Genomic DNA, 24,432 nt, shown 5'->3' on the forward strand with positions numbered 1-24,432 from the left:
CACATCCCCCTCCCTTACGCGCGCACTCCGCGCGATGCTCACTCCCCGTGCCCGCCGGCTCGTCGGGCACGGGGCCGGCGGGCAACGGCACGGCGTGCCGGCGGCCGCGGGACTCTCCCGCGAGCGGCCCAAAGAGCGGCACAGCGCGCCCTCGCCGCCCACCGACACGGCACGTCCGACCTGCGCAAACGCCAGGCCCAGGGGTGACTGTCAGTGCCGGGGTGCAGACTGGCCGGTAGCGTAGACAACGACGTCGCGGAGGTGGCCGGCCATGGCCGACGTACTGCTCACGGTAGGCACCCGCAAGGGGCTCTTCATCGGGCGACGGCGCGGCGGCGCCTGGGAGTTCGACGAGAGTCCGTACTTCAACGCGCAGGCCGTGTACTCGGTCGCGATCGACTCGCGCGGCGAGAGGCCGCGGCTGCTGGCCGGCGGGGACAGCGCCCACTGGGGCCCGTCCGTGTTCCACTCCGACGACCTGGGCCGTACGTGGACCGAACCCGGGCGCCCCGCGGTCAAGTTCCCCAAGGAGACGGGCGCCTCGCTGGAACGGGTGTGGCAGCTGCATCCGGCGGCCGCCGAACCGGGCGTCGTGTACGCGGGGACGGAACCGGCCGCGTTGTACCGCTCGGAGGACCGGGGCGAGTCCTTCGAACTCGTCCGCCCCCTGTGGGAACACCCCACCCGCTCGAAGTGGGTCCCCGGAGGCGGCGGCGAGGGGCTGCACACCATCCTCACCGACGAACGCGACCCGCGGGCCGTGACGGTCGCCGTGTCCACGGCCGGGGTCTTCCGCACCGCCGACGGCGGTGCGAGCTGGGAGCCCGCCAACTCCGGTGTCTCCGCCGTGTTCCTGCCGGATCCGAACCCCGAGTTCGGCCAGTGCGTGCACAAGGTCGCGCGCGACGCCGCGAACCCGGACCGGCTCTATCTGCAGAACCACTGGGGGGTGTACCGCAGCGACGACGGGGCCGGGCAGTGGACCGACATCGGCGCGGACCTGCCGTCCACCTTCGGGTTCGCGGTGGCGGCGCATCCGCACCGCGGGGACACGGCCTACGTCTTCCCGATCAACGCCGACGCAGACCGGGTTCCGGCCGACCGGCGGTGCCGGGTCTTCCGGACGGACGACGCCGGCAGGACCTGGGAACCGCTGACCGCGGGACTCCCCTCCGAGGACCACTACGGCACGGTGCTGCGCGACGCGCTGTGCACGGACGACGCGGACCCGGCGGGCGTGTACTTCGGCAACCGCAACGGCGAGGTGTACGCGTCCGCGGACGACGGCGACAGCTGGCAGCAGCTCGCCTCACATCTCCCGGACGTCCTGTGCGTCCGCGCGGCGGTCATGGCCTGAGACCCGGGAGGCTCCGGCGGCCCACCGCGACGGGCGCCTGCCGGGGTGCCCGGTGCCGAGGGTGCCCGGTGCCGAGGGTGCCCGGTGCCGAGGGTGCCGGCCCGGCTCACCGGAGAGTCGGGACCTCCCGACGTCCGACGGCTGGATGGCTTCACAGGCGTCGAGCGCGCTCTCCGCACTCGATCGGGTGCGGAGAGCGACCGACGACCGTCCAAGCACCGGAGGCCCCGGCCTCCCCTGTGAGGCCAGGCCGGGAACACTCCGCGTGGCTGCTGTCAATCGGCATCGGCCGTCTGCGTCCGAGCGACGCCGGCGATCTCGTCGTACTCCTTCTGCAGGTGATCCGGACGCCCCGCCTGGACCGTCAGGAATCCGCCGATCCCGAACAGGCCGCTGTTCTTCCGGGCCGCGAGCTTCTCCTCGAAGACCGGGCGCGGCATCCCTTTGGTGTAGAGGGACTTGCCCATGAGCGGAAGCGGGATCCTCACATTGGCTTCGGGTTCACGCACCGTGCCCGGCGGGTCCTCGCCCTTCTCGACCTGTTGCATCGCCTCGAAATACCTGCGCCGCAACAGGGTGATGCCCTTGTCGCTGCGCCCCAGACTCTCCGTGGTCCGGTCCGCGACGACCCCTTGGCCGACCCATGCGGCGAAGTCCTGGTTCCCGGTGTGCGAGGTGAGGATCTCGCCGGTCACCGGGTCGGTGAGCGGGCCGTACCAGAACGGAATGCTGTCCTGCTCCTGCTTCCCGGCGGGCACGTCGTCCGGCAGCACCGAGTACTGCCACGTGATGTTGAACGTGCGCCGGTCGTCCATCGGGACGCGGAACTCGATCGTGTTTCCTGAGGCGAGCGTGTAGGGCCAGAGGCAGAGGATGCCACCCTCGGTCACATCGTTCGTGCCCGCGTACGTTCCCTTGGGCGGAACGACGGGAGTCTCCACGACCCGGCCGTTGACGAAGCCGTGCTCGAACTCCAGGAAGTCGATGGACAAGTGACTGGGCACGTACTCGGGGTCATCCGGGTTGCTTCGTACGGCGTTGCCGTTCAGGTGCAGCCACTCGAAGTGCACGGGGTCCATGCCGTTCTCATGGCACTGGAACCAGTTGCAGGGGAGCTCGGTCATGATGATCTCGACGAAGCCGTGACCCCAGCTGAAAGGCTCGAAGTCGGGCAGCAGCGGCGCCTGGTCCGGACCCATGTAGGCCCAGATCAGACCGCCGAGTGTGGCCGTGGGGTAGGCGGTGACGCCGGCCTTGTCGCGGAACCCTCCTGACGGGCCCGCCTCTTCGAACGGCTGGCTGGCGCACCGTCCTTCCGAGTCGAACGCCCAGCCGTGGTACGGGCACCTCATGACGTCGCCGTCGACCCATCCGACACTCAGGTCGGTGCCCCGGTGGGGGCAGTGGCGGGCGATCAGACCGTGGCTTCCGTCCGGCTTGCGGAACAGCACGAGGTCTTCGCCGAGCAGCTTGACGGGTTTGACTCTTCGCCGGCTCAGTTCCAGGATCGGCGCGACCGGATGCCAGTACCGGCGCAGCAGTTCGCCCATCGGCGTACCGGGCCCCACTTCCGACAGGATCTGGTTCTTCTCGGCTGAGAGCATGTTGGTCCCTTCACCTTGCGGAATGCGGTCGTACGGGAACTCCGGACAGTCCATTGCGCGAATGGACTGTCACACCGAGGAATGTCGTGCCGTCACCACTGCGCCCAGGACGCCGTTCCCGCACCACGTCCGGCAGGAGACACCCGGCCGTGGATGACACCCCCGCCGTCGAGGCGTCCCCCGTTGGGGCGGCCGGCTCCGGAGCCCACGGAATCAGGGTCACGCTCGCGATCCCGGACACAGCCATCATGCTGCGACCGGCACCGCTTTATCCACCCACAGCTTTTTGACCCAAGAACGGCATGCCTTATTGAACTTGCGCTGGTGAGCGGGCATTTGCCGTGGAGCGGGCCAGGAGACGCGTAGGGGCCCGTCCTGGCCACCGACCACGGAAGGCCGGTCATACACGTACACGCAAAGCGAACCTCAAGTCTCCCTCAAGTGATCACATTGTGAGATCGTTCCGTCGCAAGATGACCACGAACTGGCACCACCATGACTACGCCAACACAGGGGCATGACACCCCCTGCGGATATCACCAACGGCACCGGACCACGCCTGACCAGCCGTTCCACCAGCCGTTCCACCAGCCGAGATGGACCTGGACGCCGCACCTCGACGTCCCAGGTCCGAACCATGCACCGAGCACCACCGCACACCACGACTCACGGGGGTCGGTAACACATGTGGAACTTACGATGAACGCGAAAGCACTGCGGGTGCTCCTGACAAAACGACGAGCCTCGGTGGCACCGGAAGCCCACGGGCTCAGGCGCCCCAGCGGCAAGGGCCGGCGCGCGGCCGGACTCGCCCAGCATCAAGTCGATCTCCTGCTCAACCGCGGCCCGGGAACCTACCAGCGCCTTGAGTCGGGGAAGTACAGGAACCCTCCCGTCGACCTGCTGCACGACCTCGCTCGCCTCTTGGGCCTCTCCGAGCTGGAATGGATCACGCTGTGCCGTTACGCCGGCATCGGCGATCCACCCTGTCCTCTCACTCCACAGTCCGGCGAACAGGTTCCCCACCTCTGGAACGACGCCGTCAAGGGCATCTCCCACGCGGCATGCGTCATGAGCGCCTCGTGGAACATCCTTGCCCACAACCAGCCGTTCGAAGACATCTTCCCTCCCGGGAAATGCCCCACGAACACGATGCAGTGGATGCTGTTCGACGGCCGGCATCTGCTCTCCAACTGGACCACCGCCTGGGCGCCACACCTCCTGTCCCTTCTGCGCGCCGACCTGGCCGCCCGCCCCGAGGACGAGGTTCTGCGCCGGCTCGAATCGGCCGTCATCGCGGACCCCACCGCTGGGCAGCTCTACGAATCGGCCGGCGTGGTCGTCCACCCCTATGAGGTGGAGCGCCCCCTGCTGCATGCCCGGCTCGGCCCGGGTTCGATCAACATGTGCGTGGCACAGCCCCTGTCGTCCCCCGGAGCACGTCTGTGCATCCTCATCTTCACGCCCGTCGACCACTCCCCCGGCCCGGCTCCCAGAAGCCAGGAGTCGGCCATCTCCCTCATTGAGCAGGTGAAGGTACCCGCCTGAGAACGGCGGACGACTTCGGCCAGGCGCGGCCATACGGTTCTCCCACCACCCGGGAACCGTATCGTCGCGCCTCCTTCTCATTCCTCCGTGAGGCAGCGAATAACCCAGCTGTCTTTTGGGAGTAAAAGACGGCAGTGGATAACACCGCACCAGCCACGTGATGATTACCGGGGTGAGCACGCCGTGCAGTCCCCGACTGGTCGGTGGTCCACCGTACGTCCTGCCGCAGTCGGTTCCGACGCAACGGCACCTCCATCGAACGGGAGTTGCGGCCACCCCTCTGTATCGGCAGCCCCGATGCAGTCCACCTATCGCCGCCGGCGTTTCCCTAACGGAGGGCTTACTGATGCGAACTTCCGCTGTCAAGAGCGTGCTGTTTGTCGGAGGGAAGCGGACCGAGGCACTCGAGGCAGCCCGGAACTCCGGTCTGCAGGTCATCTACGTGGGCCCCAAGACCGACATGACCGCACGGCATCACGAACTGGTCGACGCGGCGTTCCTCTTCCCTGAGTTCTCTCCCGAACTCGCCCTGCGTGCCGCCATCGCGCTGCGGGAACTCATTCCGTTCGACATCGCGTACACCGCCGGCGACCTGTACCTGGAGACGGCCGCACGGATCAATCATGAACTCGGCCTGAAATCGAATCCGCTGCGCACGGTCTCCGCCGTCAACGACAAGGCTCTTATGCGGGACATCCTGCGCGACACGGGCGTGCACCAGGTTGCGTCCGCGAAAATCCGCAATCGGCTCGACCTTGAGGAATTCGTCACGTCGAACGGCTTCCCGCTCATCCTCAAGCCCACTCGGGGCAGCGCGAGCGAAGACGTCCGCATCATCTCCGACGCCACCGAACTCGCCGACGTGGCCGCCGGGCTGGAGTCCGCCGGGAACGCTTCCTCCGACAGTGCGGCGCGCTGGGTGGCCGAGGAGTTCCTGGAAGGACGGGAATTCAGCGTCGAGACACACAGTGCCGCCGGTGAGCACCAGATCCTCGCCGTCACCGAGAAGTTCAAGACCGAGAGCTTCGTCGAGATCGGCCACGTGGTGCCTGCGCGGATCACCGCCGAGGAACACACCATGCTCACCGACGAGACGAAGGCCGTCCTGACCGCCCTCGGCGTGGAGGAAGGGCCGGCCCACACCGAACTGATCCTCACGGCCAAAGGCCCCGGCCTCGTCGAGACACACACCCGTCCCGGGGGCGACGCGATCGTGGAACTGATCCGGATCGTGGCGGGATACGACATCCACGAGATGACCTTCTCCTGGCTGTCCGGAGAGCGCGCGGACGTGTCGCACAAGCCGCTGGCCGGGGGTGCGGCCATCTGGTTCCTCACGGCCGAGCAGGGCCGGGTGACGGCCGCCGGGGGCGAGGCGGAGGCCCGGACGTCCGAGGGAGTTCAGTTCGCCTCGCTCTCGGCGGCCGTGGGTGACGTGATCTCCGAGGTCCGCAGCTCCGCCGACCGGCACGGCGAAGCGCTCGCTGTCGGCGAGGACGCGGACAGCGCGCTGCGGAACGCACGGGAAGCCGTGGCCCGGTTCCTGGTCGAGGTCGAGCCGCTCAACCCCGCGGGAGACCCGGTTCAGGGCTGACACCAGGAGTGTCGGCCGGCCCCGCCCGAGTCCCGGCCGGCCTCATGACGTCCCTCCGACAGAAGAACCAAGGAAACGAGCAGACATGACGACGAACCCCACACCCGCCGGCGCGCCGACGCCCGAGAAGCCGCTCCTGCTCCTGGTGGGCAGCGGAGGCCGGACATGGCGCGAGTACGTGCTGCGGGCCATCGTGACCAAGTACCGGCTGCACCTCCTGTGCCCCGCGCCGCCCTCCTGGGAGAAGCCGTACATCGACGGGTACACCGTGGTCGACACGCTGGACGCCCCGGCGATGGCCGACATCGCCCGCGCGCGCACCGAGAGCTTCGCCGGCGTGCTGACCTATGAGGAAACGCGCGTCGAGTCCGCCGCCGAGCTGGCCACCGCGCTGGGGCTGCGGACCAGTCCGCGAGCGGCCGTGAACGCCTGCCGCGACAAGTACCTCGGCCGCCAGGCCCTCAAGGAGAGGGGCGTGCCGCAGGCCGAGTCCATCGCCGTCACCGATCTGGCGCAGGCCCAGGAAGCCGCCGAGCGGATCGGCTACCCCGTGGTGGTCAAGCCCCGTGCGCTCTCGGCCAGTTGCGGAGTGACCTTCGTGCCCGGGCCGCAGCAGCTGGAGGAGGCCTACCGGGAGGCGGGCAGGATCTGGTTCGACGAGGTACCTCGCTCCGAAGCGCCCATCCTCGTCGAGGAGTTCCTCGACGGGCCGGAGATCAGCGTGGAGGCCCTCTGCCGCGACGGGCAGGTCACCGCTCTGTTCGTGGCGCGCAAGGAGCTCGGCTACGCCCCCGGCTTCGAGGAGGTCGGCCACACCGTCCGGGCGGACGACCCGCTCCTGCACGACGAGACGCTGCTCAAGGTCCTTCAGGACGCCCACACCGCGGTGGGCCTCACCGACACCGTGACCCACACCGAGCTCCGGCTGACCGCGGCCGGACCGAAGGTCGTGGAGATCAATGCCCGGATCGGCGGCGACCGGATCCCCTACCTGGGCGGACTCGTCACCGGGATGGAGATCGGGCTGGTGGCCGCGGACCTCGCCGCCGACGTGGTGCCGGACATCCCGCGGACCACCGGCTCGGCGACGGCCGGCGTCCGCTTCCTCTACCCGGAGCGGGACCTGAAGCTCGAGTCCATCGAGATCGACGAGGCCAAGCTGCCCGCGTCGATCCATGAAGTGACGCCCCTGGCGGACCCGGGCAGGGAGCTCTGGCTCCCGCCCGTGGACAACGCGCGCTCGCGCTACGCCCTGGTCATCGCCGTTGCCGAGACCGAGAAGGACTGCGCTGCCGCCCTGGACGAGGCGGCCGCGGCGGTGACGGCCACGGGCGTCCCGCTCTCCTGACACCAGAGAGCAGCAGTTCTCACCACCCACCATCGAATCCTGGGGGAAAGCACAGTGCCGAGAATCATCGCCATCGTGTCCGGTGGCATGGATTCCGTGACCATGGCTCACCAGCTCAAGGAGCAGGGCAACGATGTCCACCTGCTGTCGGTCGACTACGGCCAGCGCCACCGCAAGGAGCACGACTTCGCCGCGGCTGCGGCCGAGCGGCTCGGAGCGGCGCACCAGATCGCGGACCTGAGCGCCGTTGGGGCCATGTTCCGCGGCTCCTCGCTCACCGACCCCACGGTCGATGTGCCCGAGCAGACCTGGGACGGGTACGGCGAGAGCCCCAACATCGTGCCGAACCGCAACGCGCTGCTGCTCGCCGTCGCCTTCGCGATCGCGGTCGTGGAGAAGGCCGAAGCGGTGGCGATCGGCATCATGGCCGGCGACGCCACGTCGGTCCCCGACAGCACCCCCGCCTTCCTCGACTCCTTCATCGCCATGGAGCGACTCGCGACCAAGGGGTACGCACATCCCGAACTCGACCTGCTCGCTCCGCTGGCGGGGCTGCAGAAGAGCGATGTCGTCCTGCTCGGCGAACAGCTCCGCGTCCCGTGGACCCGGACGTGGACGTGTCTGCGCGGCGAAGAGGCGCACTGCGGCCGCTGCGCGGCCTGCTGGGAGCGCCAGGAAGCCTTCACCGACGCCGGAGTCGACGACCCGACCACCTACCAAGGGAACAGAGGATGACTCTCCGTATCACCAAGCAGTTCGCCTTCTCGGCCAGCCACCAGCTGGACGGCCTGCCCGACGGACACCAGTGCGGTCGCCTGCACGGCCACAACTACCAGGTGGAGATCGAGCTGAGCGCCCAGCGGGACCAGCTCACTGCACCCGGATTCGTGCGCGACTACGGCGATCTGTCCGGATTCAAAGGGTGGATGGACGAATTCCTCGACCACCGGCACCTGAACGACGTGGTGAAGGAACAGAATCCGTCGGCCGAGAATCTCGCCGTGTGGATCTACGAGCAGTGGTACACGGTCTATCCGGAACTCACAGCCGTACGCGTCTCCGAGACGCCGAAGACCTGGGCCGAATACCGTCCCTGATTCTCCATCGCGCACGTCACCTGCAACAGAATTCAGTGAAGGGGGTGGTGCCTTGTGGAACCGGAGCTTGTAGTCAATGAGATCTTCGGCCCCACCTAGCGCCTTTCAAGGCGAAGGGCGCTCGATCGGCCGTCGATGTGCATTTGTGCGACTGGGCGGCTGCAATCTCTCCTGCCGGTGGTGCGACACTCCGTACACCTGGGACTGGACAGGATCCAGTGACACGGGAATCAAGTTCGACCCCAAGAAAGAACTCCACCGGATGCCGGTCGGCACGGTCGCGGAGAAACTGCTCGCCTACGGTGTCGAGCTGGTCGTCATTTCCGGCGGAGAGCCTCTCAACCAGCAGAATCGACTCGTTCCGCTCGTCGATGAACTGATGCGGCACGGCGTCGAGATCGAGATCGAGACCAATGGCACGCGGGTTCCCGACGAGCGTCTGATCGAAGCCGGCGTACGTTTCAACGTCTCCCCGAAGCTTTCGCACGCGGGAGATCCTGTCGAACAGCGCATCGTTCCCGATGCCCTGCGGAGCCTGGCCCGGCTTCCCTCCAGCACATTCAAGTTCGTCTGCCGGGAATTGGCCGACCTCGACGAAGTGGCCGAAGTGGCGGACGCGTTCGGCATCACCTCGGTCTGGATCATGCCGGAGGGGCAGACCGGCGAAGAGGTAAACGGCCACATGCAAAAGCTGGTGTCCACCGTCATCGACCGTGGCTGGAACACCACAACCAGGCTGCACACTCTGGTCTGGGGACAGAAGAGGGGTGTCTGAGGGTGCTCGACAAGATGATCGAGGATGAAATCCTTACCGTCCGTCCCGGTATCGCCGAAGAGGCCGTGCCGGATCCGCTCGAGGGCCTGGCCCGGGCACTTCTCACGGAGATAGGTGAAGACCCGGACCGCGAGGGTCTCCGGGACACGCCGGCACGCTACGCGCGTTGGTGGCGCGAGTTCACCAACTACGACCCCGGCACCATCGACACGCTCTTCGAGACGACGTCCTCGGGGCAGATGGTGGTGGTCTCGGACATCAAGGTGTGGTCGCTGTGCGAGCACCACCTGCTGCCCTTCAACTGCTCGCTGACCATTGCCTATCGCTCCGCCAAACAGCTGCTCGGGCTGTCGAAGTTCGCCCGGATCGCTCATCAGCACGCCCACCGGCTGCAGGTCCAGGAGCGTCTGGTGTCGGGCATCGCGGAAGACGTCATGCGCATCACCGAAGCACCGGACGTCGCCGTCATCGGCCAGGGCGAGCACCTGTGCATGACCATGCGTGGGATCAAGACCGTCGGCCTGATGACCTCCACCTCGTTCCACGGGGTGTTCGCCGAGGACAGCTCCGCCCGGTCCGAGCTGCTGTCCCTCGCGCGCGGGGTCTGAAGTCCCGGCAGTGATCGGGCCGCCGTGGGATTCCCGGGCCCGGTCGGTTCCCGCGGACGGCCTGCGCAACGTCAGTTCGTCGTCGCGTCAAGAGAGTGGAACACCTTCATGTCAGACACGTTTCCTGTGATCGACCTCCGGGACGCCGAACGCGGCCCTGAGGCACGGGCCGAGTTCCTGGACCGTCTACGACGGGCCGTCCACGACATCGGCTTCTTCCAGCTGGTCGGGCACGGCGTGACCGGTGCGGCCGAACTGCTGGACCTGTCCCGGGAGTTCTTCGCGCTGCCGGATCAGGAGCGCCGCGAGCTGGACATCCTCAACTCCCCTCATTTCCGCGGCTACTCCGAGCTCGGCCGGGAACGGACACGCGGTGTGCCCGATCAGCGCCAACAGCTCGACATCGGGCCCGAACGGCCCGGCGGACGCCCGGCCCCGGGTGAGCCGGCGTATCGCTGGCTGGTCGGCCCCAACCAGTGGCCGGCCGGCCTGCCGGGCCTGCGGCCCGCCGTCATCGACTGGATGGACCAGCTGACGGGCGTCTCCCACCGACTGCTCAACCTCATTCTCGAGTCGCTGGAGACGTCTGCGGACTTCCTGGACACGGTCGTCGATCCCGATCCACAGGTCCACTTCAAGCTGCTGCACTACCCGGGTCCCGCCGAGTCGGTGGACATCGACCCCTCGGACCAGGGAGCGGGCATCCACAAGGATCTCGGGCTGCTCACCCTGCTGGTCCAGGACGATGTGGGCGGGCTCCAAGTGGCCGTCGAGGACGACCACTTCGTGGACGTGCCGGTGGTCCCGGACGCGTTCGTGGTGAACCTCGGCGAACTCCTCGAGGTCGCCACGCGCGGCTATCTCAGGGCCACCGTCCACCGGGTCGTCCGCCCGGCGCCGGGGGTCGACCGGTACTCCATGCCGTTCTTCTACAGCCCTCGCCTCGAAGCGTCGATGCGGCCGCTCCCGAGCCGCCACGTCAGCGAGGCGGGCGGTGTGGTCGTCGACCCGGACAATCCGCTGTTCGCCTGCTACGGCGACAACGTGATGAAGGGCCTGACCCGGGGGTTCCCGGAACTGATCGCCCGCCACCACCCCGAGCTGCTGACCGCGGCCGGCCAGTGAGGGTCGGACGGACCACGCCCCGGCAGCACTCTCCCGAAGGAGCAAAGCAGTTGAGCAACCGCAAGCCGGCCGTTCTCCTGGTCGACCCTGTGTCGGTCGGAGCGGGCTACAAGCAGGCGGTCCGGGACATGGACATGGACGTCGTGTCCCTCTTCACCAACGAACCGGCGGACCTGAGGGCGACCTGGCCGGACCACGCCAAGGGCGACGACGCCTCCCTGTACGCCACCGAGGCGGCCGAGGTCCTGACCGCTCTCACGGGGCTCGACCAGGAGATCAAGGCCGTCGTCCCGGGCTCGGAGTCCGGGGTGCACCTCGCGGGTGTCATCGCGCACGAACTGGGCCTGCCCTGCAATGACGTCGAGCTGTCACGGGCCAGGCACGACAAGGCCCTCATGCGCGACCACGCCGCCTCGCAAGGGCTCCGTATCCCGGCCTACCGCCTGGTGCGCGACCCCTCCGAGGTCCACGAGGCCGCCGAGAGCATCGGCTACCCGGTCATCGTCAAGCAGCGCGAGGGCGCCGGCTCCATCGGCGCCACGCTGGTGCCCGACACCGCGAGCGCCGAGAACTTCGAAGTCGTCGACAGGACCAACTACTTCGGCTGGACGGTCGACGCCTGGCTGGTCGAGGAGTACATCCGGGGACGCGAGTTCGCGGTCAACGCCTTCAGCAGCGACGGCGACCACCGGGTGATCGACATGTGGGAGTACCGCAGGCCCGACGACCGGGACTACGACTTCCCGCTGTGGGACAACGTCCAGGCCGTGCCGGACGATCCCGACTGGGCGAGGATCGAGGAGTACGTCGTCCGGGTACTCACCGCGTTCGGGGTGCACCGCGGTCCCAGCCACACCGAGGTGAAGGTCAACGCGGACGGCGTCTTCCTGATGGAGGTGGCCGCCCGGCTCCCCGGCGGCCCCGCCACCGACCAGTGGTCGGAGTTCACGGACATCCGTCCGTTCCACGACACCCTGGAGTGCTACCTCGGGCGGCGACCCGCCGTCATGGACAAGCCGGTCAACAGCCGCGCCATGTTCGGGGCGATCGCCATCCACAACGAGGTCGGCCCCGGCACCCTCGTGGCCATGCACGGCCTGGAGCAGGTCAAAAACCACCCCGGTGTCGACAAGGTCCTGGTCTCCTACCAGCCGGGCGATCATGTGCCGCTCACCCGCGACATCCTGTCGATCCCGCTGGGCGCCTGGGTCTCCGGCCCGGACCAGGAATCGGTCGTACGGGTGCTCGCGGAGATCAGGGCCATGGTCGACCTGGAGATCACGCCGGACACGCCGGCCGTCTGACTGCGTCCGCCCCGTTCCCGGGCGGTTCTCGCGATCCCATCCCATCAGCACAGGAAGAAGGACTCAGCATGGACATCAGCAAGATCGACGAGACACTCGGCAAGTTCCTGGCCGAGAACTACACCCCTGAGCGCATCGAGCAGCTGGCGGACCGGTTCCACCACAAGGGAGTGGTGAAGTTCGACAAGGACGCGCGGCTCGTGCCCGAGGAGATAATGACCGCCGTCCGCGCGGAGGCCGACCAGCTGATCGGCGAGCACAAGGAGCGCCGGGACCTGCTGCTGCGCACCACGGGCAACACCCCGCGCAAGATGAGTGTGGTCAAGAGCGAGGACATCGAGCAGAGCGAGCTCATCCGCACCATCGCCACGTCGGAGTCGTTCCTCGGCTTCCTCGGGCGCGTGGCCCGTGAGCCCGTCATTCCCCAGGTCTCCGAGGACGAGCGCTACCTGATCACCCACCAGGAGTTCAAGGCGGACACCCACGGATGGCACTGGGGCGACTACAGCTTCGCCCTCATCTGGGCCCTGCGGATGCCTCCCATCTCGTGCGGCGGCATGCTCCAGGCCGTCCCGCACACCCACTGGGACAAGACCGACCCCCGTATCAACGAGACCCTCTGCGAGCGTCGGATCGACACGCACGGCCTCGTCACCGGGGACCTCTACCTCCAGCGCACCGACACCACGCTGCACCGGACCGTTCCGCTGACCGAGGACGGCGCGGCCCGCACCATCCTCAACATGACCTGGGCCGGCGAGCGTGACCTCGACAAGCCGCTGATCGGCAACGACCGCTGGTGGGAGGACCCGGAGGCGAAGGCCGCGCAGTCGATGATGTAAGGCCGGCTGCCGACCTGGAGGTGCGGATGCGGCGCCGCGGCGCGGCGCCGCTCCCGAAGGGCCAGGCCGCGCGCAGGAACGCGCGCCCGGCCCTCTTCATCTGAATTCGGACGGGACCTGTCTGACGTGTCCAGTAGCCAGATCACAGCTTTCTTCCTCGACGTCGCACTGATCGCCGGGTTGGCATGGGTAGGTGGCACCGTGGCGCGACGGTGCGGCCAGCCCGCCGTCATCGGTGAGATCGTGGCCGGAATCCTCCTCGGGCCCACGCTGCTGCACGCGTCGTTCACCGAGGCCCTCTTCCCGATGGAGGTACGGAGCGAGCTCAGCGCCCTCGCCGACATCGGTCTCGCCCTGTTCATGTTCGCGCTCGGTACGGAGTTCGAGTGGTCCGCCAAACGCTCGGTCCGGCGTACCTCGTTCGCCATCGCCGTCAGCGCGATGGCGGTCCCGTTCACGGTGGGAGCGGGTCTCGCCCTGTGGTGGGGGCCGGGCGAATCCTCGGCGAGCAGGTTGCCACAGGTCATGTTCATGGGAATCGCGTTGTCGGTGACCGCGTTTCCCGTCCTCGCCCGAATCGTCGAGGACCGTGGCCTCTCCCGAACGCCGCTGGGGCAGTTGGGGGTGGCCAGCGCCGCGCTCTGCGACATCTTCGCGTGGGTGCTGCTGGGCGCGGTCATGCTGCTCTGCGGCAGCGGCGCACCCTGGCGCCTCCTCTGCTTCGTCCCGTACCTGATCCTGATGATCGGCGTCGTACGGCCGGCCCTCCGTGCGCTCATGCGCAGGGCGAGCGGCGAGGCCGATCTGGTCGTCACGTTCGTGGGAGTGCTCGCGTCCTGTGCCGCCACCGAGTGGATGGGGCTGCACTTCATCTTCGGCGCCTTCGTCTTCGGCATCGTGCGGACCAGCGCCCGGCGCGGGCTGCCGGAAAAGGTGGATGTCCGGCTGCGGCAGCGCCTGGGGTCGCTGAGCAGCCGGCTCTTCATGCCGGTCTATTTCGTGGTGGCCGGCTGGAACGTGGACCTGTCCAGCCTGGGTCCGTCCCAACTCCTCGACCTCTCTGTGCTGTTGGCCGCCGCCGTGGCCGCCAAGTTCCTCGCCGCGGCCGGGGCCGCCCGGCTCTGCGGGATGACGCCGAGGGACTCGGCGGCGATCGGTGCCCTGATGAACACGCGCGGGCTGACCGAGCTGATCGTGCTGACCGCGGGCCGCGAGATGGGGTTGCTGGACGGCACCCGCTACACGCTGCTCGTGGCCATGGCCGTGCTCACTACAATGTCCACCGGCCCGGTCCTGAAACGACTGCTGCCTCCCGGCGACCGGCCCGGACCGGACGCCGCACCTGCCCCGCTGTCCCCGGACTCGGAGCATGCCGGACGGTCTCGGGGCGTCGGGGAACCGGCACACGACGTACCGCGCGAACCCACCGCGCGTGACGCCCGAGAGCCGTAACGCCCCACCGGCCCCGCCGTCGGATGCCCGCCGCACCACAGAGCAAGGAGCCCAGAGGATGTCTGCCGAGCCCGAAGTCTTACGGGAGACGACCCCGCGCGGTCCGCTGCACAGTTACCGGGAACTGAGGAAGGTGCCCGGGTTCTGGCGGATCGTGGCGGTCGGCATGGCGTCGAAACTGCCGAACAGCATGGTCGAGTTGAGCCTGCTGCTGATGGTGGGCCGGGCGTACTCGTACACGACAGCCGGCCTTGCCGTGGCCTGCCTCGCGGTCGGCACGTGTGTGACGTCCCCGCTGCGCGGCCGGCTCATCGACCGGCACTCCCCCCGCGTGGTGCTGCTCGGCTGTCTCGCCGGCTACGGGGTGGCGACCGGCCTGCTGATCCTGGTGGTGTCCGACCACGGGCCCACCGCCTGGGTCCTCGTGACATCGGCGGCCCTCGGGGCGACGGCGCCACCGATCGCCGTCCTGATGCGGACCGTCTGGTACAACGCCGCCGACCAGGCCATGCTCAACACCGCGATGGCCCTCGACTCGGCGATGATGGGCACCGCGCTGGTCACCGGCCCCGTGCTGGCCGGCTGGCTCAGCCTGTCGTTCTCGGGTGCCGCGCCGCTGGTGGTCATCGTGGTGCTGACCACCGTGGTGGTGTGCCTCCTGCTCGACACTCCGGCCTCACCGCAGTCGGACAGGCGACGGCACTGGCTGGGACCGCTGACCTCCGCGCCCCTGCGGCGCCTGCTGATCGCCGACGGGCTCTTCGTCCTGGCCGTGACCGCGACCGACGTGATACTGCCGATCTACGCCAAGGAGTACGACGCCGCGGTGTTCACCGGGGTATACATCGGGGCCCTGTCCGTCGGCAGCGTGCTGGGCAGCCTCGCCCTGGGCGCCATGCCCAACCTCCTGGCCCGCGGCCCCAAGCTCTCGGTGCTGCTCTGTGTCTTCGCGGCGGGAGTCGGCACACTGGCGCTGGCCACCCGGCTCTCCCCGCTGGCGGTCCTCTTCCTCTGTCCGGTGGCGGGACTGGTCATCGGTTCTGTCTTCGGCACGCTGCGTACGGTGGGAGGGGACCTCGCGAGGAAGGGCGAGATCACCGAGACGATGTCCTGGCTCACCAGCCTGGACATGGCGGGCGGCGCTGTGGGAGCGGCGGTCTTCGCGCACCTCGCCGTGGTCCAGGGGAGCAGGACGGCAATCGTCCTGGTGCCGTTGGTGATCCTCCTGAGCGCCGTGGTGGGCTGGACCGCGCGGACCCCGGCGGTCAAGCAGGCATGATCCTCCGGCCGCCGCCCCGTGAACCCGCCCTCACCGCAGATGAGTTCGCGTTCGCGCGGTCGGTGGCCTCCAAGTCGGCGGCCGACGGTGGCCGACGCTGGATCCACCGCGGGCTGTGCCCCGTCCGACGGCCCTTCCGGGGCTTGGCCGGCGACGGCTCCCGCTCGACCGGCGTCGAGGCAGGCGCCCGGCGCGAGCCGGGCGCCCCGGGCAGGAGACCCCTGCCCTCCGAGCCGTACCGCGCCCCGTGCCCTAAGGCAGTCGCCAGTCCACCGGCTCGGCTCCCTGCCGCAGCAGCAGGTCGTTGGCCCGGCTGAAGGGACGCGAACCGAAGAAGCCCCGGTCCGCCGACATCGGAGACGGATGCGCGGACTCGATCGCCGGAAGATCCCCCGGCAGCGGCCGCAGGTTGCGCGCGTCACGCCCCCACAGGATGGATACCAGGGGCTTGCCTCGCGCGGCCAACGCCCGTATCGCCTGCTCCGTGACCTCTTCCCAGCCCTTGCCCCGGTGCGCGGCGGGCTTGCGCGGAGCCGTCGTCAACGCCCTGTTGAGCAAGAGCACACCCTGCTGCGTCCACGGCGTCAGATCGCCGTTCGACGGCCTGGGCAGCCCGAGGTCGGAGTGCATCTCCCGGAAGATGTTCTCCGGACTTCCCGGCAGCGGACGCACTTCGGGCGAGACCGCGAAACTCAGTCCGATGGCCATCCCCGACGTGGGGTAGGGGTCCTGACCGACGATCAGGACCCGGACGTCATCGAAGGGCTGCTGAAAGACCCGAAGGACATTCGCCCCCGACGGAAGACAGGTCCGGCCCGCCGCTATCTCGGACCGGAGGAAGTCCCCCATGGCCGCGATGCGTTCGGTCGCAGGGTCAAGAGCCTTCGGGTTCGCGGTGGCGGCGCATCCGCACCGCGGCGACACGGCCTACGTCTTCCCGATCAACGCCGACGCGGACCGGGTCCCGGCCGACCGGCGGTGCCGCGTCTTCCGGACGGACGACGCCGGCAGGACCTGGGAACCGCTGACCGCGGGACTCCCCTCCGAGGACCACTACGGCACGGTGCTGCGCGACGCGCTGTGCACGGACGACGCGGACCCGGCGGGCGTGTACTTCGGCAACCGCAACGGCGAGGTGTACGCGTCCGCGGACGACGGCGACAGCTGGCAGCAGCTCGCCTCACATCTCCCGGACGTCCTGTGCATCCGCGCGACGGTCATGGCCTGAGCGGTCGCCCGGGGACTCCAACGGCGCTCGGCTGCAGGCGTCTTGTGCCAGGGAACGACCGATTCGGCGACGAATCGGTCATCCCCGGACGCGGGACGGCCACCGGTTTGATCTCCGCCATGTGTACGGCAGTAGGGTGACGCCCGTGGCACCACGACCGTTGCATGAGATCGTCGAACCGGGCTGGGCGAAAGCCCTCGAACCCGTCGCCGGAAGGATCGCCGAGATGGGCGACTTCCTGCGCGCGGAGATCGCCGCGGGACGCACCTACGTACCGTCCGGGGCGAACGTCCTCCGGGCCTTCCAGCAGCCCTTCGACGAGGTACGCGTCCTCATCGTCGGGCAGGACCCCTACCCGACCCCGGGACACGCGGTCGGCCTGTCCTTCTCGGTGGCCCCGGACGTCCGTCCGCTGCCGCCCAGCCTGATCAACATCTTCACCGAGCTGAAGAACGACCTCGGGGCGCCCCAGCCGTCCACCGGTGACCTCACCCCCTGGACGAAGCAGGGCGTGCTGTTGCTCAACAAGACGCTCACCACGGCACCCCGAAGGTCCGCCGCGCACCAGGGCAAGGGCTGGGAGGACGTCACGGAACAGGCGATACGGGCACTGGCCGCCCGCGGCCGGCCGCTGGTGTCGATCCTGTGGGGCCGCCCCGCGCGCAATCTGCGCCCCCTGCTCGGCAGTCTTCCGGCGGTCGAGTCCGCGCACCCCTCCCCAAGATCGGCCGACGGCGGCTTCTTCGGTTCGCGCCCTTTCAGCCGCGCCAACGACCTGCTGGCGCGGCAAGGAGCGGAGCCGGTGGACTGGCGCCTGCCGTGACACCCGACGGCGTACACGGCGGGCGGCGGGGCGGGCCGAGCCCTGCCGTGGTGCTGGCCGTGGACTCCGGAGGCTCGGGACTGCGCGTGGCTCTCGCCGCGCACGCGGTGCCGGGCGATGACCGCTCTCCCCTACGCCGAGGAGCCCCGGCGCACCCTCATCCGGCCCGGCTCGGCGCCCCGCTGACCTCGAAGGAACCGGTCCGTACCGGGCCGCGCGGGATCTCGGCCGGGCATCTGCTGGAACAACTGCTGCCGATGGCACGGCGGTTGATGGCCGAAGCGGGCGCCGAACGGCTCGGGGCCGTCGCCGTCGGCGCGGCCGGCCTGGCCACGCTCGGCGACGAACTGCGGGACGAGCTCCCGGCCGCCCTGGCCCGTGAACTGGGCGTACGGCGGCTCGCGCTGGCCGCCGACGCCGTGACCGCGTACACGGGCGCCCTGGGCGCCCGGGCGGGTGCCGTGATCGCGGCGGGCACCGGCATGATCGCGGTCGGCACCGATCTCACGTCGTGGCGCAGGGCCGACGGGTGGGGACATCTGCTCGGCGACTGCGGCGGCGGCGCGTGGATCGGCCGCGCGGGCCTGGAGGCGGCCCTGCGCGCCTTCGACGGCCGCCCGGGCGGCTCGGCCCCGCTGCTGGCACGGGCGGAGGAGATGTTCGGGCCGATGCCGGAACTGCCCGGCCTGCTGTATCCGCGCGCCGACCGGGCCGCCGTGCTCGCCTCCTTCGCCCCCGAGGTGGCCGGCCTCTGCGGGTGCGATCCCGTGTCCTCGCGCATCCTGCAGACCGCCGCACGGCACATGGCCGAGTCGGCCGCCGCGGTATGCCCCACCGACGGTGAGCCCCACCTCGCGCTCACCGGGGGCGTGTTCAACGTGGGCGCCGCGATCCTCGGACCCCTGACCCAGGAGTTGGGCGAGCGGCTGCCGCACGCCTGGCGCGTGCCGGCCCTGGGCGACCCGCTCGACGGCGCGCTGCGGATCGCGGCCGACCTGGCGGACGGCCGGCTCGCACTGCCCCCGGACGACCGGATGTTGTCCGTGGTGGCCGAAAAGCCGTACGGGGAAATCTATGGCCGGAATTCTCCGTAGGGCCGACAAGTCGTCGACTACCGATCACTTCTGACTCGTACGTAACTCATCAGACAAAAGCGGACGGATACCGCTCACCTGCACCCTCCCCGAACAGGGGAACCCGAGAAACCAGTAACATGCGGCGCCATGAGCTCCCCCACTGGGCCCGCGTCCGGCCTGCCAGTACGAATGCCGCGACCCCGCCAAGCCGGGCGGCACCGCCGTCCGGAACCCCTGGCGGCTCCTGAGGGCGCGCCCGCGCTCGTCCTCGCGGTGCCGGGCACCCCCAGCGCCGCCACGCGCAGCCTCGCCGAGGAGGTCGTGAGCATCGCCCGCTCCGAGCTCCCCGGCCTCGATGCCCGCATCGGTTACCTGGACGGGAACGACGAGTTCCCCACGCTGCAGTCCGTGCTGACCCACGCCGCCGAGGAGCGCACCGCGCGCTTCGAGCAGGCCCGCGCCGCCGGTTCCGACGTCTCCGCGCCCGACGGCCCTGTCGGCATCGTGGTGCCGCTGCTCGCCGGTCCTGACGGCGCCCTGCTGCGCCGGATCCGCCAGGCGGTCATGGAAAGCCGTGTCGCGGCCGAACTGACCGATGTCCTCGGTCCGCACCCGCTGCTCGCCGAGGCACTGCACGTGCGCCTCTCCGAGGCCGGTCTGGCCCGCGCCGACCGCGCCCGGCTGTTCACCGTGGCGACCGCCGCGGACGGCATCGTGCTCGCCACCGTCGGCGGCGAGGACGCGGTGCAGGCGGCCGGGATCACCGGCATGCTGCTCGCCGCGCGGCTCGCCGTGCCGGTCATGGCGGCGGCGCTCGACGAAGAGGGTTCCATCGCGGCCATCGCCGAGCAGCTGCGTGGCTCCGGTTCGCAGCAGCTCGCGCTCGCCCCGTACCTGATCGGTCCGGAGCTCGACGCGGGTCTGCTCGACGCGGCCGCCAAGGAGGCCGGCTGCAGCGCCGCCGAGGCCCTCGGCCCGTACCCGGCGATCGGCAAGCTCGCGCTCTCCCAGTACACGTCGGCGCTGGGCATCGCGCCGCCGCAGACCCAGGGAGCGCCGGCCTTCTAGTCGGCCGCCGCACACCCGCACCACCCGTACCGCCCGCACATCGAAAGGGCCCGCTCCTGAACCAGGAGGGGCCCTTTCCCGTTGGCGCGGGGCGCACCCGGCAGAGTCCTCGGGTGTACCCGGCCGCCCCAGGCACGCGCCCCAGGGGTACCCGGGCCGGCCGTACCCGGCCTGGTCAGCCGAAGATCACACAGGACGCGGCGGGGGCCCGGACTGAGCCGCCGCGGCGCGGAACGCCGGTGTCCGGTTCGACGGTGAACCAGGTCACGTCACCGGAGCGCTCGTTGGCCGCATAGAGGAAGCACCCCGAGGCGTCGAGAGCCAGCGCACGGGGCCAGACGCCGCCGCAGGGCACCTCGGCGACGAGCGTGAGCCCCTCGCCCCCCGCGTCGACCTCGAGCACGGAGACACTGTCCTGCCCGCGGACGGCGGCCCAGACGAAGCGGCCGTCGGGCGAGACGACGATGCCCGAGGGGTACGCGTCGCCGTCCGGGACACCGGAGAGGAGCGGCGTCTCGCCGACGGGTCGCAGCGAGCCCTCCGCGGCGTCCCAGCGGCAGACGGTGACGGTCGGAGCGAGTTCGTTGAGGACGTACGCGTGCTCGCCCCGCGGGTGGAAAGCGAGGTGGCGCGGCCCGGAGCCGGGGCGCAGGGCGATCTCGCGGTGCAGGGTGAGCGTTCCGCCGTCGAGGGCGCACACCCGGACCGAGTCCGTGCCGAGGTCCACGCTGACCGCCCAGCGACCGGTGGGGTCGGGCTGCACGTGGTGGGCGTGCGGTCCCCGCTGCCGCTGTGTGTGCGGACCGGAACCGGTGTGCCGCAGCACGCTGGAAGCGGTGGGCGCCAGTCCGCCGCCGGGGCGGACGGGTACCGCGCTGACGCTGCCCGAGCCGTAGTCCGCGGTCAGGACGTGTCCGTCGAAGACACTGAGGTGGGTGGGGCCGCTGCCGCCGGTCCGGGTCGGCGGACCGGTCAGTTCCGGCTTGTCGCCGTGCGCCCGGAAGGCGGCCACCGCGCCCTCGGCGGTCTCGCTGACCGCGTACAGGACGTCGTGCGCGGGCGCGAACGCGAGATACGAAGGATCGGGTACGTCGTCGACGGCGCTCAGCACGGTCAGTGCCCCGGTGTCCGGGTCCACGGCCGCCGTGAGGACACCGAGGCCTCCCGCCGCCGTGAACGACCCGATGAACGCCCGCTGTCGCCGTCTGCCGCCGTACGCCACTTCTGTCCCCTCTCGGTCCCGCGTCGTCGGGGCGACGGTAGCAGTCACGACGCTGCGGTCTAGACCAAAGCGGTCCGGCCGGCCGACAGGGACACGAGGGTGCGTGGAGCCCGCCAGGCGGCCACCACGAGCGTCATCGGCGCCGTGTCGGAGGCTGGCGCCGGAGACCTCCGCGAGGCCGCCCAGCGGGCACCCACGCCCTCTCTGTGGATCTTGAGAGCGCCTGTGGCCGGCGGGGCTTCACCGCATCGGTGTCCACCGAGGAAAAAACGGCCCCCTGGGGCGCCGGAGCGCATCCCAGGGGGCCGAAGGAAGAGCCCGACGGCGTCAGGCGCCGACGAGCCGCGAGCCGCGTCGCGGTCCGCGCAGCGGTGTCGCCATCGCGACGAGCGCCCGCTCCAGTCCATGCAGGTGCACGAGCGCCTGCTCGGCACCGGGGTGGTGGCCGGGGGCGCCGTGGTGGGTCGCCGAAGCGCCCCCCGGCACGGCGCCGACCAGGGACTCCATCGCGGTCTCGACCCGTCGGCAGGCCGCCGTGAGGCGGACGTCGTGCGAGGCGTCCGGGTCGGCGGCGACAGCGGCGAGACCTCGCACCTCGCGGGCGCAGTCGTCCAGCAGGGCGAGGATCGCGCGGGCCCGCTCCTTGCGCTGCCGCATCGGGTTGAGCGGATGCACCAGGGGCGCGAGAGCCATCCGTACACGCCCCAGGAGTGCTTCGAGCTCCCCCGCGAGCGGCGCGGGGTCGGCCTGGGCGTCACCCGCGAGCCGCCGGGCGGCCGCCGAGGTACAGCCGTGCACGGCACGCAGGGCGCGCTCGATCCAGCGGTCGGTGACCGTGTGCGTGGTGATCGGCAGCACGAGCGCCACCGCGAGAGCGGCACCGAGCGCGCCGACACCGGTCTCGGCGAGCCGGAGGCCCAGGAGTCCCGGATGCAGGACGCCGAGCAGCCCGTAGAGCAGGCCCGCCATGACGGTCACGAAGAACATCATCCAGCTGTACGAGGGCGTGGCCGTGTAGAAGATCCCGAAGACGCTCACCGCGACGAGGGCGGCCGTGGGCGCGGGCGCGCCGTGCAGCGGTACGGCGACCAGGAGCCCGGCCCCGATTCCGACGAACGTGCCGACCACGCGCCGGAAGCCGCGGACCAGCGTCTCGCCGCGCGAGGCCGTGTTGACGAAGATCCACCACGCGGTGCCGACGGCCCAGTACCAGCGGTCGTGCGAGAGGAGCTGGCCCGCGGCGAGCGCGAAGGCGCAGGCCGCGGTCGCCTGGAAGGCCTGCCGGGTGGCGGGGCGCGCCAGCCCCCGCCCCTCCAACGGCAGCGGCGCGGCCGGCAGGGGGCTGCGCCGCTCGATGCACCAGGCGCCGAACCGCACGGCCGAGGACGCCGCGAGCGACAGGGCGACGGCGGCGTACAGCTGCGGGAGCTGGCCGGGCACGGCGTGCAGGAACTGGGTCGTGAAGAACATCATGAACGCGAAGATGCCGAGCGCGTGCCCGCGCGGGCCGAAGCGGCGGGCGTACACCCCGGCGAAGACCACGGCGAGCCAGATCGTGTCCCGCAGCATCGGCGCCCCGTGCAGGGAGGTCGCCACCGCGAGGACCGGGAAACCGGCCACGGGGAGCAGCGCGGTGGTGCCGGCCTGGCCGCGCACGGTCGGGTCGCCGACCGTGAACATCGCGAGGAGCGCCGCGAGCCCGCCGGCGATCGAGGCGGGGAGCGAGAGTCCGGCCGACTGGCACAGCGTGACCGCAAGGCCGATGCCGAGCACCGCCCGGATCGAGACCCGCAGCCGGAAAAGTCCCGGATCCGGCGCCATGAACATCTTCTTCACCTTCGGCGTCCCGCCCCCACTTCGCAGTTCAACACAGGTTTCGGCATGCGCGGCGCACATGCGAAAGGCGCCGCGGGTCCGGTACGGCGTCCTTGCCGTCCGGCGCTGCGCAGCGCCATCGATACGGACAAGGTACGCGGCAGCCCGGAACTGGCTCAACCGGCTCGGTTTCGACTGAGCCATTGGTACAGTCGAAGGAGAACATTGTCGGCCGCGAGGAGGCCAACGGACCATGCCCGTGGACGAGCTCGACACCCGCATCCTGCGGCTGCTCCTGGAGCAGCCGCGCACCAGCGTCCGTGAATACGCCCGCGTCCTCGGTGTCGCCCGCGGCACGCTCCAGGCCCGCCTCGACCGGCTGGAGCGGGACGGGGTGATCACCGGGACCGGCCCCTCGCTGTCCCCCGCGGCCCTCGGCCATCCCGTGCTCGCGTTCGTGCACATCGAGGTCACGCAGGGCCATCTGGACGACGTGGGCGACGCGCTCGCCGCCGTACCGGAGATCATCGAGGCGTTCTCGATCACCGGCGGCGGCGATCTGATCACCCGGGTCGCGGCGCGCGACAACGCCCACCTGGAGGATGTGATCCAGGCCCTGATCAGCCTGCCCGGCGTGGTCCGCACCCGGACCGAGGTGGCACTGCGGGAACGGGTCCCGCACCGGCTGCTGCCGCTGGTGGAGTCGATCGGCCGGGCGGCACAGGGCTGACCCCGCCGCGGCTGGATCACTCCCGGGTCTCGCTGCGGGCGGACAGCTCCCGGTCATCATCGCGGGCGGATCACCGGCGTGATCACTCCGGCACCTCACCGCGGGCCGATCACGCCCGTGCGTCACCGCGGTGGGATCGCTCCCGGGCATCCTTGGCCTCATGAGCACCCTCGACGGCACTCCGGTCATCTTCGATCTTGACGGAACGCTCGTGGACAGCGAGCCGAACTACTTCGAAGCCGGGCGCCGGACCCTCGCCGGGCAGGGCGTCACCGACTTCGCACGGGCCGATCTGCTCGTGCGCGGCGGCCAGGCCGAGTTCACGGCGCGGGCCGCGTACGACTGGCCGGCGAGCGGGGCCTCGCGTTCCTGAACCGGAACCCGTCGTCGGTCATTTCGGAAGTCTCCGGCCGGAATTCCGCCGGGTGCGCCAGAATGCCGGTCGGCGAGAGGTTCCGGACACCGCGCGGAGCGGTTCGGCCACCGCGGGAGCGGGCCGGCCGCTTCGGCAGCGCTGTGCACACGGTTGTCCGCGAT

The 24,432-nt window shown here is 70.2% G+C and carries 21 protein-coding genes and 2 pseudogenes; 19 read left to right on the forward strand and 4 right to left on the reverse strand.

The window, feature by feature from the left end; all coding sequences use genetic code 11:
- Positions 1-271: 271 nt before the first annotated feature.
- Positions 272-1,357 carry a WD40/YVTN/BNR-like repeat-containing protein gene (locus tag OG410_RS06750; protein ID WP_329298291.1) on the forward strand — a complete coding sequence of 362 codons (1,086 nt, stop codon included), beginning with the start codon at positions 272-274 and terminating at the stop codon, positions 1,355-1,357.
- 275 nt (positions 1,358-1,632) lie between these two features.
- On the opposite strand, the gene OG410_RS06755 is transcribed toward OG410_RS06750, so the two are convergent.
- A complete protein-coding gene (locus OG410_RS06755; RefSeq protein WP_329298292.1) occupies positions 1,633-2,961 on the reverse strand; it encodes a Rieske 2Fe-2S domain-containing protein in 1,329 nt (442 codons plus the stop codon).
- A gap of 699 nt (positions 2,962-3,660) precedes the next feature.
- On the opposite strand from OG410_RS06755, the gene OG410_RS06760 reads away from it, so the two are divergent.
- From OG410_RS06760 to OG410_RS06815, 12 genes are all read left to right on the forward strand, one after another.
- Positions 3,661-4,509, forward strand: a complete 849-nt coding sequence (locus tag OG410_RS06760; RefSeq protein WP_329298293.1) for an MmyB family transcriptional regulator — start codon at positions 3,661-3,663, stop codon at positions 4,507-4,509.
- A 346-nt stretch (positions 4,510-4,855) separates the two neighbouring features.
- Complete coding sequence (locus tag OG410_RS06765) at positions 4,856-6,103, forward strand: ATP-grasp domain-containing protein (RefSeq protein WP_329298294.1); 1,248 nt, start codon at positions 4,856-4,858, stop codon at positions 6,101-6,103.
- A gap of 85 nt (positions 6,104-6,188) precedes the next feature.
- The gene (locus OG410_RS06770; RefSeq protein WP_329298295.1) at positions 6,189-7,451 is read left to right on the forward strand and encodes an ATP-grasp domain-containing protein; all 1,263 of its coding nucleotides are present in this window, start codon (positions 6,189-6,191) and stop codon (positions 7,449-7,451) included.
- Positions 7,452-7,526: 75 nt separating this feature from the next.
- Entirely contained in the window at positions 7,527-8,186 is a 660-nt protein-coding gene (locus tag OG410_RS06775; RefSeq protein ID WP_328674275.1) for a 7-cyano-7-deazaguanine synthase, read from the forward strand.
- Positions 8,183-8,548, forward strand: coding sequence for a 6-pyruvoyl trahydropterin synthase family protein (locus tag OG410_RS06780; protein ID WP_329298296.1), 366 nt, complete (start codon positions 8,183-8,185; stop codon positions 8,546-8,548). The genes OG410_RS06775 and OG410_RS06780 overlap by 4 nt, the downstream gene beginning before the upstream one ends.
- 76 nt (positions 8,549-8,624) lie before the next feature.
- The gene (locus tag OG410_RS06785; protein ID WP_329298297.1) at positions 8,625-9,323 is read left to right on the forward strand and encodes a 7-carboxy-7-deazaguanine synthase QueE; all 699 of its coding nucleotides are present in this window, start codon (positions 8,625-8,627) and stop codon (positions 9,321-9,323) included.
- A 14-nt stretch (positions 9,324-9,337) separates the two neighbouring features.
- Positions 9,338-9,931 carry a GTP cyclohydrolase I gene (folE, locus tag OG410_RS06790; RefSeq protein WP_329298298.1) on the forward strand — a complete coding sequence of 198 codons (594 nt, stop codon included), beginning with the start codon at positions 9,338-9,340 and terminating at the stop codon, positions 9,929-9,931.
- 108 nt (positions 9,932-10,039) lie between these two features.
- Positions 10,040-11,056 carry an isopenicillin N synthase family dioxygenase gene (locus OG410_RS06795; RefSeq protein WP_329298299.1) on the forward strand — a complete coding sequence of 339 codons (1,017 nt, stop codon included), beginning with the start codon at positions 10,040-10,042 and terminating at the stop codon, positions 11,054-11,056.
- A gap of 50 nt (positions 11,057-11,106) precedes the next feature.
- Positions 11,107-12,360, forward strand: a complete 1,254-nt coding sequence (locus OG410_RS06800; RefSeq protein WP_329298300.1) for an ATP-grasp domain-containing protein — start codon at positions 11,107-11,109, stop codon at positions 12,358-12,360.
- A gap of 68 nt (positions 12,361-12,428) precedes the next feature.
- Entirely contained in the window at positions 12,429-13,202 is a 774-nt protein-coding gene (locus OG410_RS06805) for a HalD/BesD family halogenase (protein WP_328455198.1), read from the forward strand.
- Positions 13,203-13,328: 126 nt separating this feature from the next.
- Positions 13,329-14,654: a cation:proton antiporter gene (locus tag OG410_RS06810; RefSeq protein ID WP_328455196.1), complete on the forward strand. Its 1,326-nt coding sequence runs from the start codon at positions 13,329-13,331 to the stop codon at positions 14,652-14,654.
- Between the two features lie 58 nt (positions 14,655-14,712).
- Positions 14,713-15,933: an MFS transporter gene (locus OG410_RS06815; protein ID WP_329298301.1), complete on the forward strand. Its 1,221-nt coding sequence runs from the start codon at positions 14,713-14,715 to the stop codon at positions 15,931-15,933.
- A 252-nt stretch (positions 15,934-16,185) separates the two neighbouring features.
- Here OG410_RS06815 and OG410_RS06820 read toward each other — a convergent pair whose 3' ends face one another.
- Entirely contained in the window at positions 16,186-16,782 is a 597-nt protein-coding gene (locus OG410_RS06820; RefSeq protein WP_329298302.1) for a uracil-DNA glycosylase, read from the reverse strand.
- Between the two features lie 34 nt (positions 16,783-16,816).
- On the opposite strand from OG410_RS06820, the pseudogene OG410_RS06825 reads away from it, so the two are divergent.
- The 4 genes and pseudogenes from OG410_RS06825 to OG410_RS06840 form a co-directional block, all read left to right on the forward strand.
- Positions 16,817-17,161 (forward strand): annotated as a pseudogene (locus tag OG410_RS06825) (WD40/YVTN/BNR-like repeat-containing protein); the annotation flags it as partial.
- 145 nt (positions 17,162-17,306) lie between these two features.
- A complete protein-coding gene (locus tag OG410_RS06830) occupies positions 17,307-17,984 on the forward strand; it encodes a uracil-DNA glycosylase (protein ID WP_328455188.1) in 678 nt (225 codons plus the stop codon).
- Between the two features lie 50 nt (positions 17,985-18,034).
- Positions 18,035-19,078: an N-acetylglucosamine kinase gene (locus tag OG410_RS06835; RefSeq protein WP_329304046.1), complete on the forward strand. Its 1,044-nt coding sequence runs from the start codon at positions 18,035-18,037 to the stop codon at positions 19,076-19,078.
- Between the two features lie 129 nt (positions 19,079-19,207).
- Positions 19,208-20,128: a sirohydrochlorin chelatase gene (locus tag OG410_RS06840; protein ID WP_328665316.1), complete on the forward strand. Its 921-nt coding sequence runs from the start codon at positions 19,208-19,210 to the stop codon at positions 20,126-20,128.
- A 175-nt stretch (positions 20,129-20,303) separates the two neighbouring features.
- Here the strand turns inward: OG410_RS06840 and OG410_RS06845 are convergent, their stop codons facing one another.
- Complete coding sequence (locus OG410_RS06845; RefSeq protein WP_329304047.1) at positions 20,304-21,350, reverse strand: lactonase family protein; 1,047 nt, start codon at positions 21,348-21,350, stop codon at positions 20,304-20,306.
- A gap of 327 nt (positions 21,351-21,677) precedes the next feature.
- Complete coding sequence (locus OG410_RS06850) at positions 21,678-23,177, reverse strand: FUSC family protein (protein WP_329298303.1); 1,500 nt, start codon at positions 23,175-23,177, stop codon at positions 21,678-21,680.
- 241 nt (positions 23,178-23,418) lie between these two features.
- Between OG410_RS06850 and OG410_RS06855 the strand changes: the two genes are divergently transcribed.
- Positions 23,419-23,895 carry an Lrp/AsnC family transcriptional regulator gene (locus OG410_RS06855; RefSeq protein WP_328455179.1) on the forward strand — a complete coding sequence of 159 codons (477 nt, stop codon included), beginning with the start codon at positions 23,419-23,421 and terminating at the stop codon, positions 23,893-23,895.
- 160 nt (positions 23,896-24,055) lie between these two features.
- Positions 24,056-24,187, forward strand: a pseudogene (locus tag OG410_RS06860) (HAD family phosphatase); the annotation flags it as partial.
- Between the last annotated feature and the right edge of the window lie 245 nt (positions 24,188-24,432).

This window comes from Streptomyces sp. NBC_00659 (assembly GCF_036226925.1).
Taxonomy (GTDB): Bacteria; Actinomycetota; Actinomycetes; order Streptomycetales; family Streptomycetaceae; genus Streptomyces.

Coding starts and splice junctions, on each gene's coding strand:
- OG410_RS06770 (WP_329298295.1), top strand. CDS start 6,189: ATGACGACGAACCCCACACCCGCCGGCGCGCCGACGCCCGAGAAGCCG.
- OG410_RS06760 (WP_329298293.1), top strand. CDS start 3,661: ATGAACGCGAAAGCACTGCGGGTGCTCCTGACAAAACGACGAGCCTCG.
- OG410_RS06750 (WP_329298291.1), top strand. CDS start 272: ATGGCCGACGTACTGCTCACGGTAGGCACCCGCAAGGGGCTCTTCATC.
- OG410_RS06820 (WP_329298302.1), bottom strand. CDS start 16,782: ATGGGGGACTTCCTCCGGTCCGAGATAGCGGCGGGCCGGACCTGTCTT.
- folE (WP_329298298.1), top strand. CDS start 9,338: ATGATCGAGGATGAAATCCTTACCGTCCGTCCCGGTATCGCCGAAGAG.
- OG410_RS06850 (WP_329298303.1), bottom strand. CDS start 23,177: ATGTTCATGGCGCCGGATCCGGGACTTTTCCGGCTGCGGGTCTCGATC.
- OG410_RS06840 (WP_328665316.1), top strand. CDS start 19,208: ATGAGCTCCCCCACTGGGCCCGCGTCCGGCCTGCCAGTACGAATGCCG.
- OG410_RS06805 (WP_328455198.1), top strand. CDS start 12,429: ATGGACATCAGCAAGATCGACGAGACACTCGGCAAGTTCCTGGCCGAG.
- OG410_RS06755 (WP_329298292.1), bottom strand. CDS start 2,961: ATGCTCTCAGCCGAGAAGAACCAGATCCTGTCGGAAGTGGGGCCCGGT.
- OG410_RS06785 (WP_329298297.1), top strand. CDS start 8,625: ATGAGATCTTCGGCCCCACCTAGCGCCTTTCAAGGCGAAGGGCGCTCG.
- OG410_RS06855 (WP_328455179.1), top strand. CDS start 23,419: ATGCCCGTGGACGAGCTCGACACCCGCATCCTGCGGCTGCTCCTGGAG.
- OG410_RS06795 (WP_329298299.1), top strand. CDS start 10,040: ATGTCAGACACGTTTCCTGTGATCGACCTCCGGGACGCCGAACGCGGC.
- OG410_RS06815 (WP_329298301.1), top strand. CDS start 14,713: ATGTCTGCCGAGCCCGAAGTCTTACGGGAGACGACCCCGCGCGGTCCG.
- OG410_RS06780 (WP_329298296.1), top strand. CDS start 8,183: ATGACTCTCCGTATCACCAAGCAGTTCGCCTTCTCGGCCAGCCACCAG.
- OG410_RS06765 (WP_329298294.1), top strand. CDS start 4,856: ATGCGAACTTCCGCTGTCAAGAGCGTGCTGTTTGTCGGAGGGAAGCGG.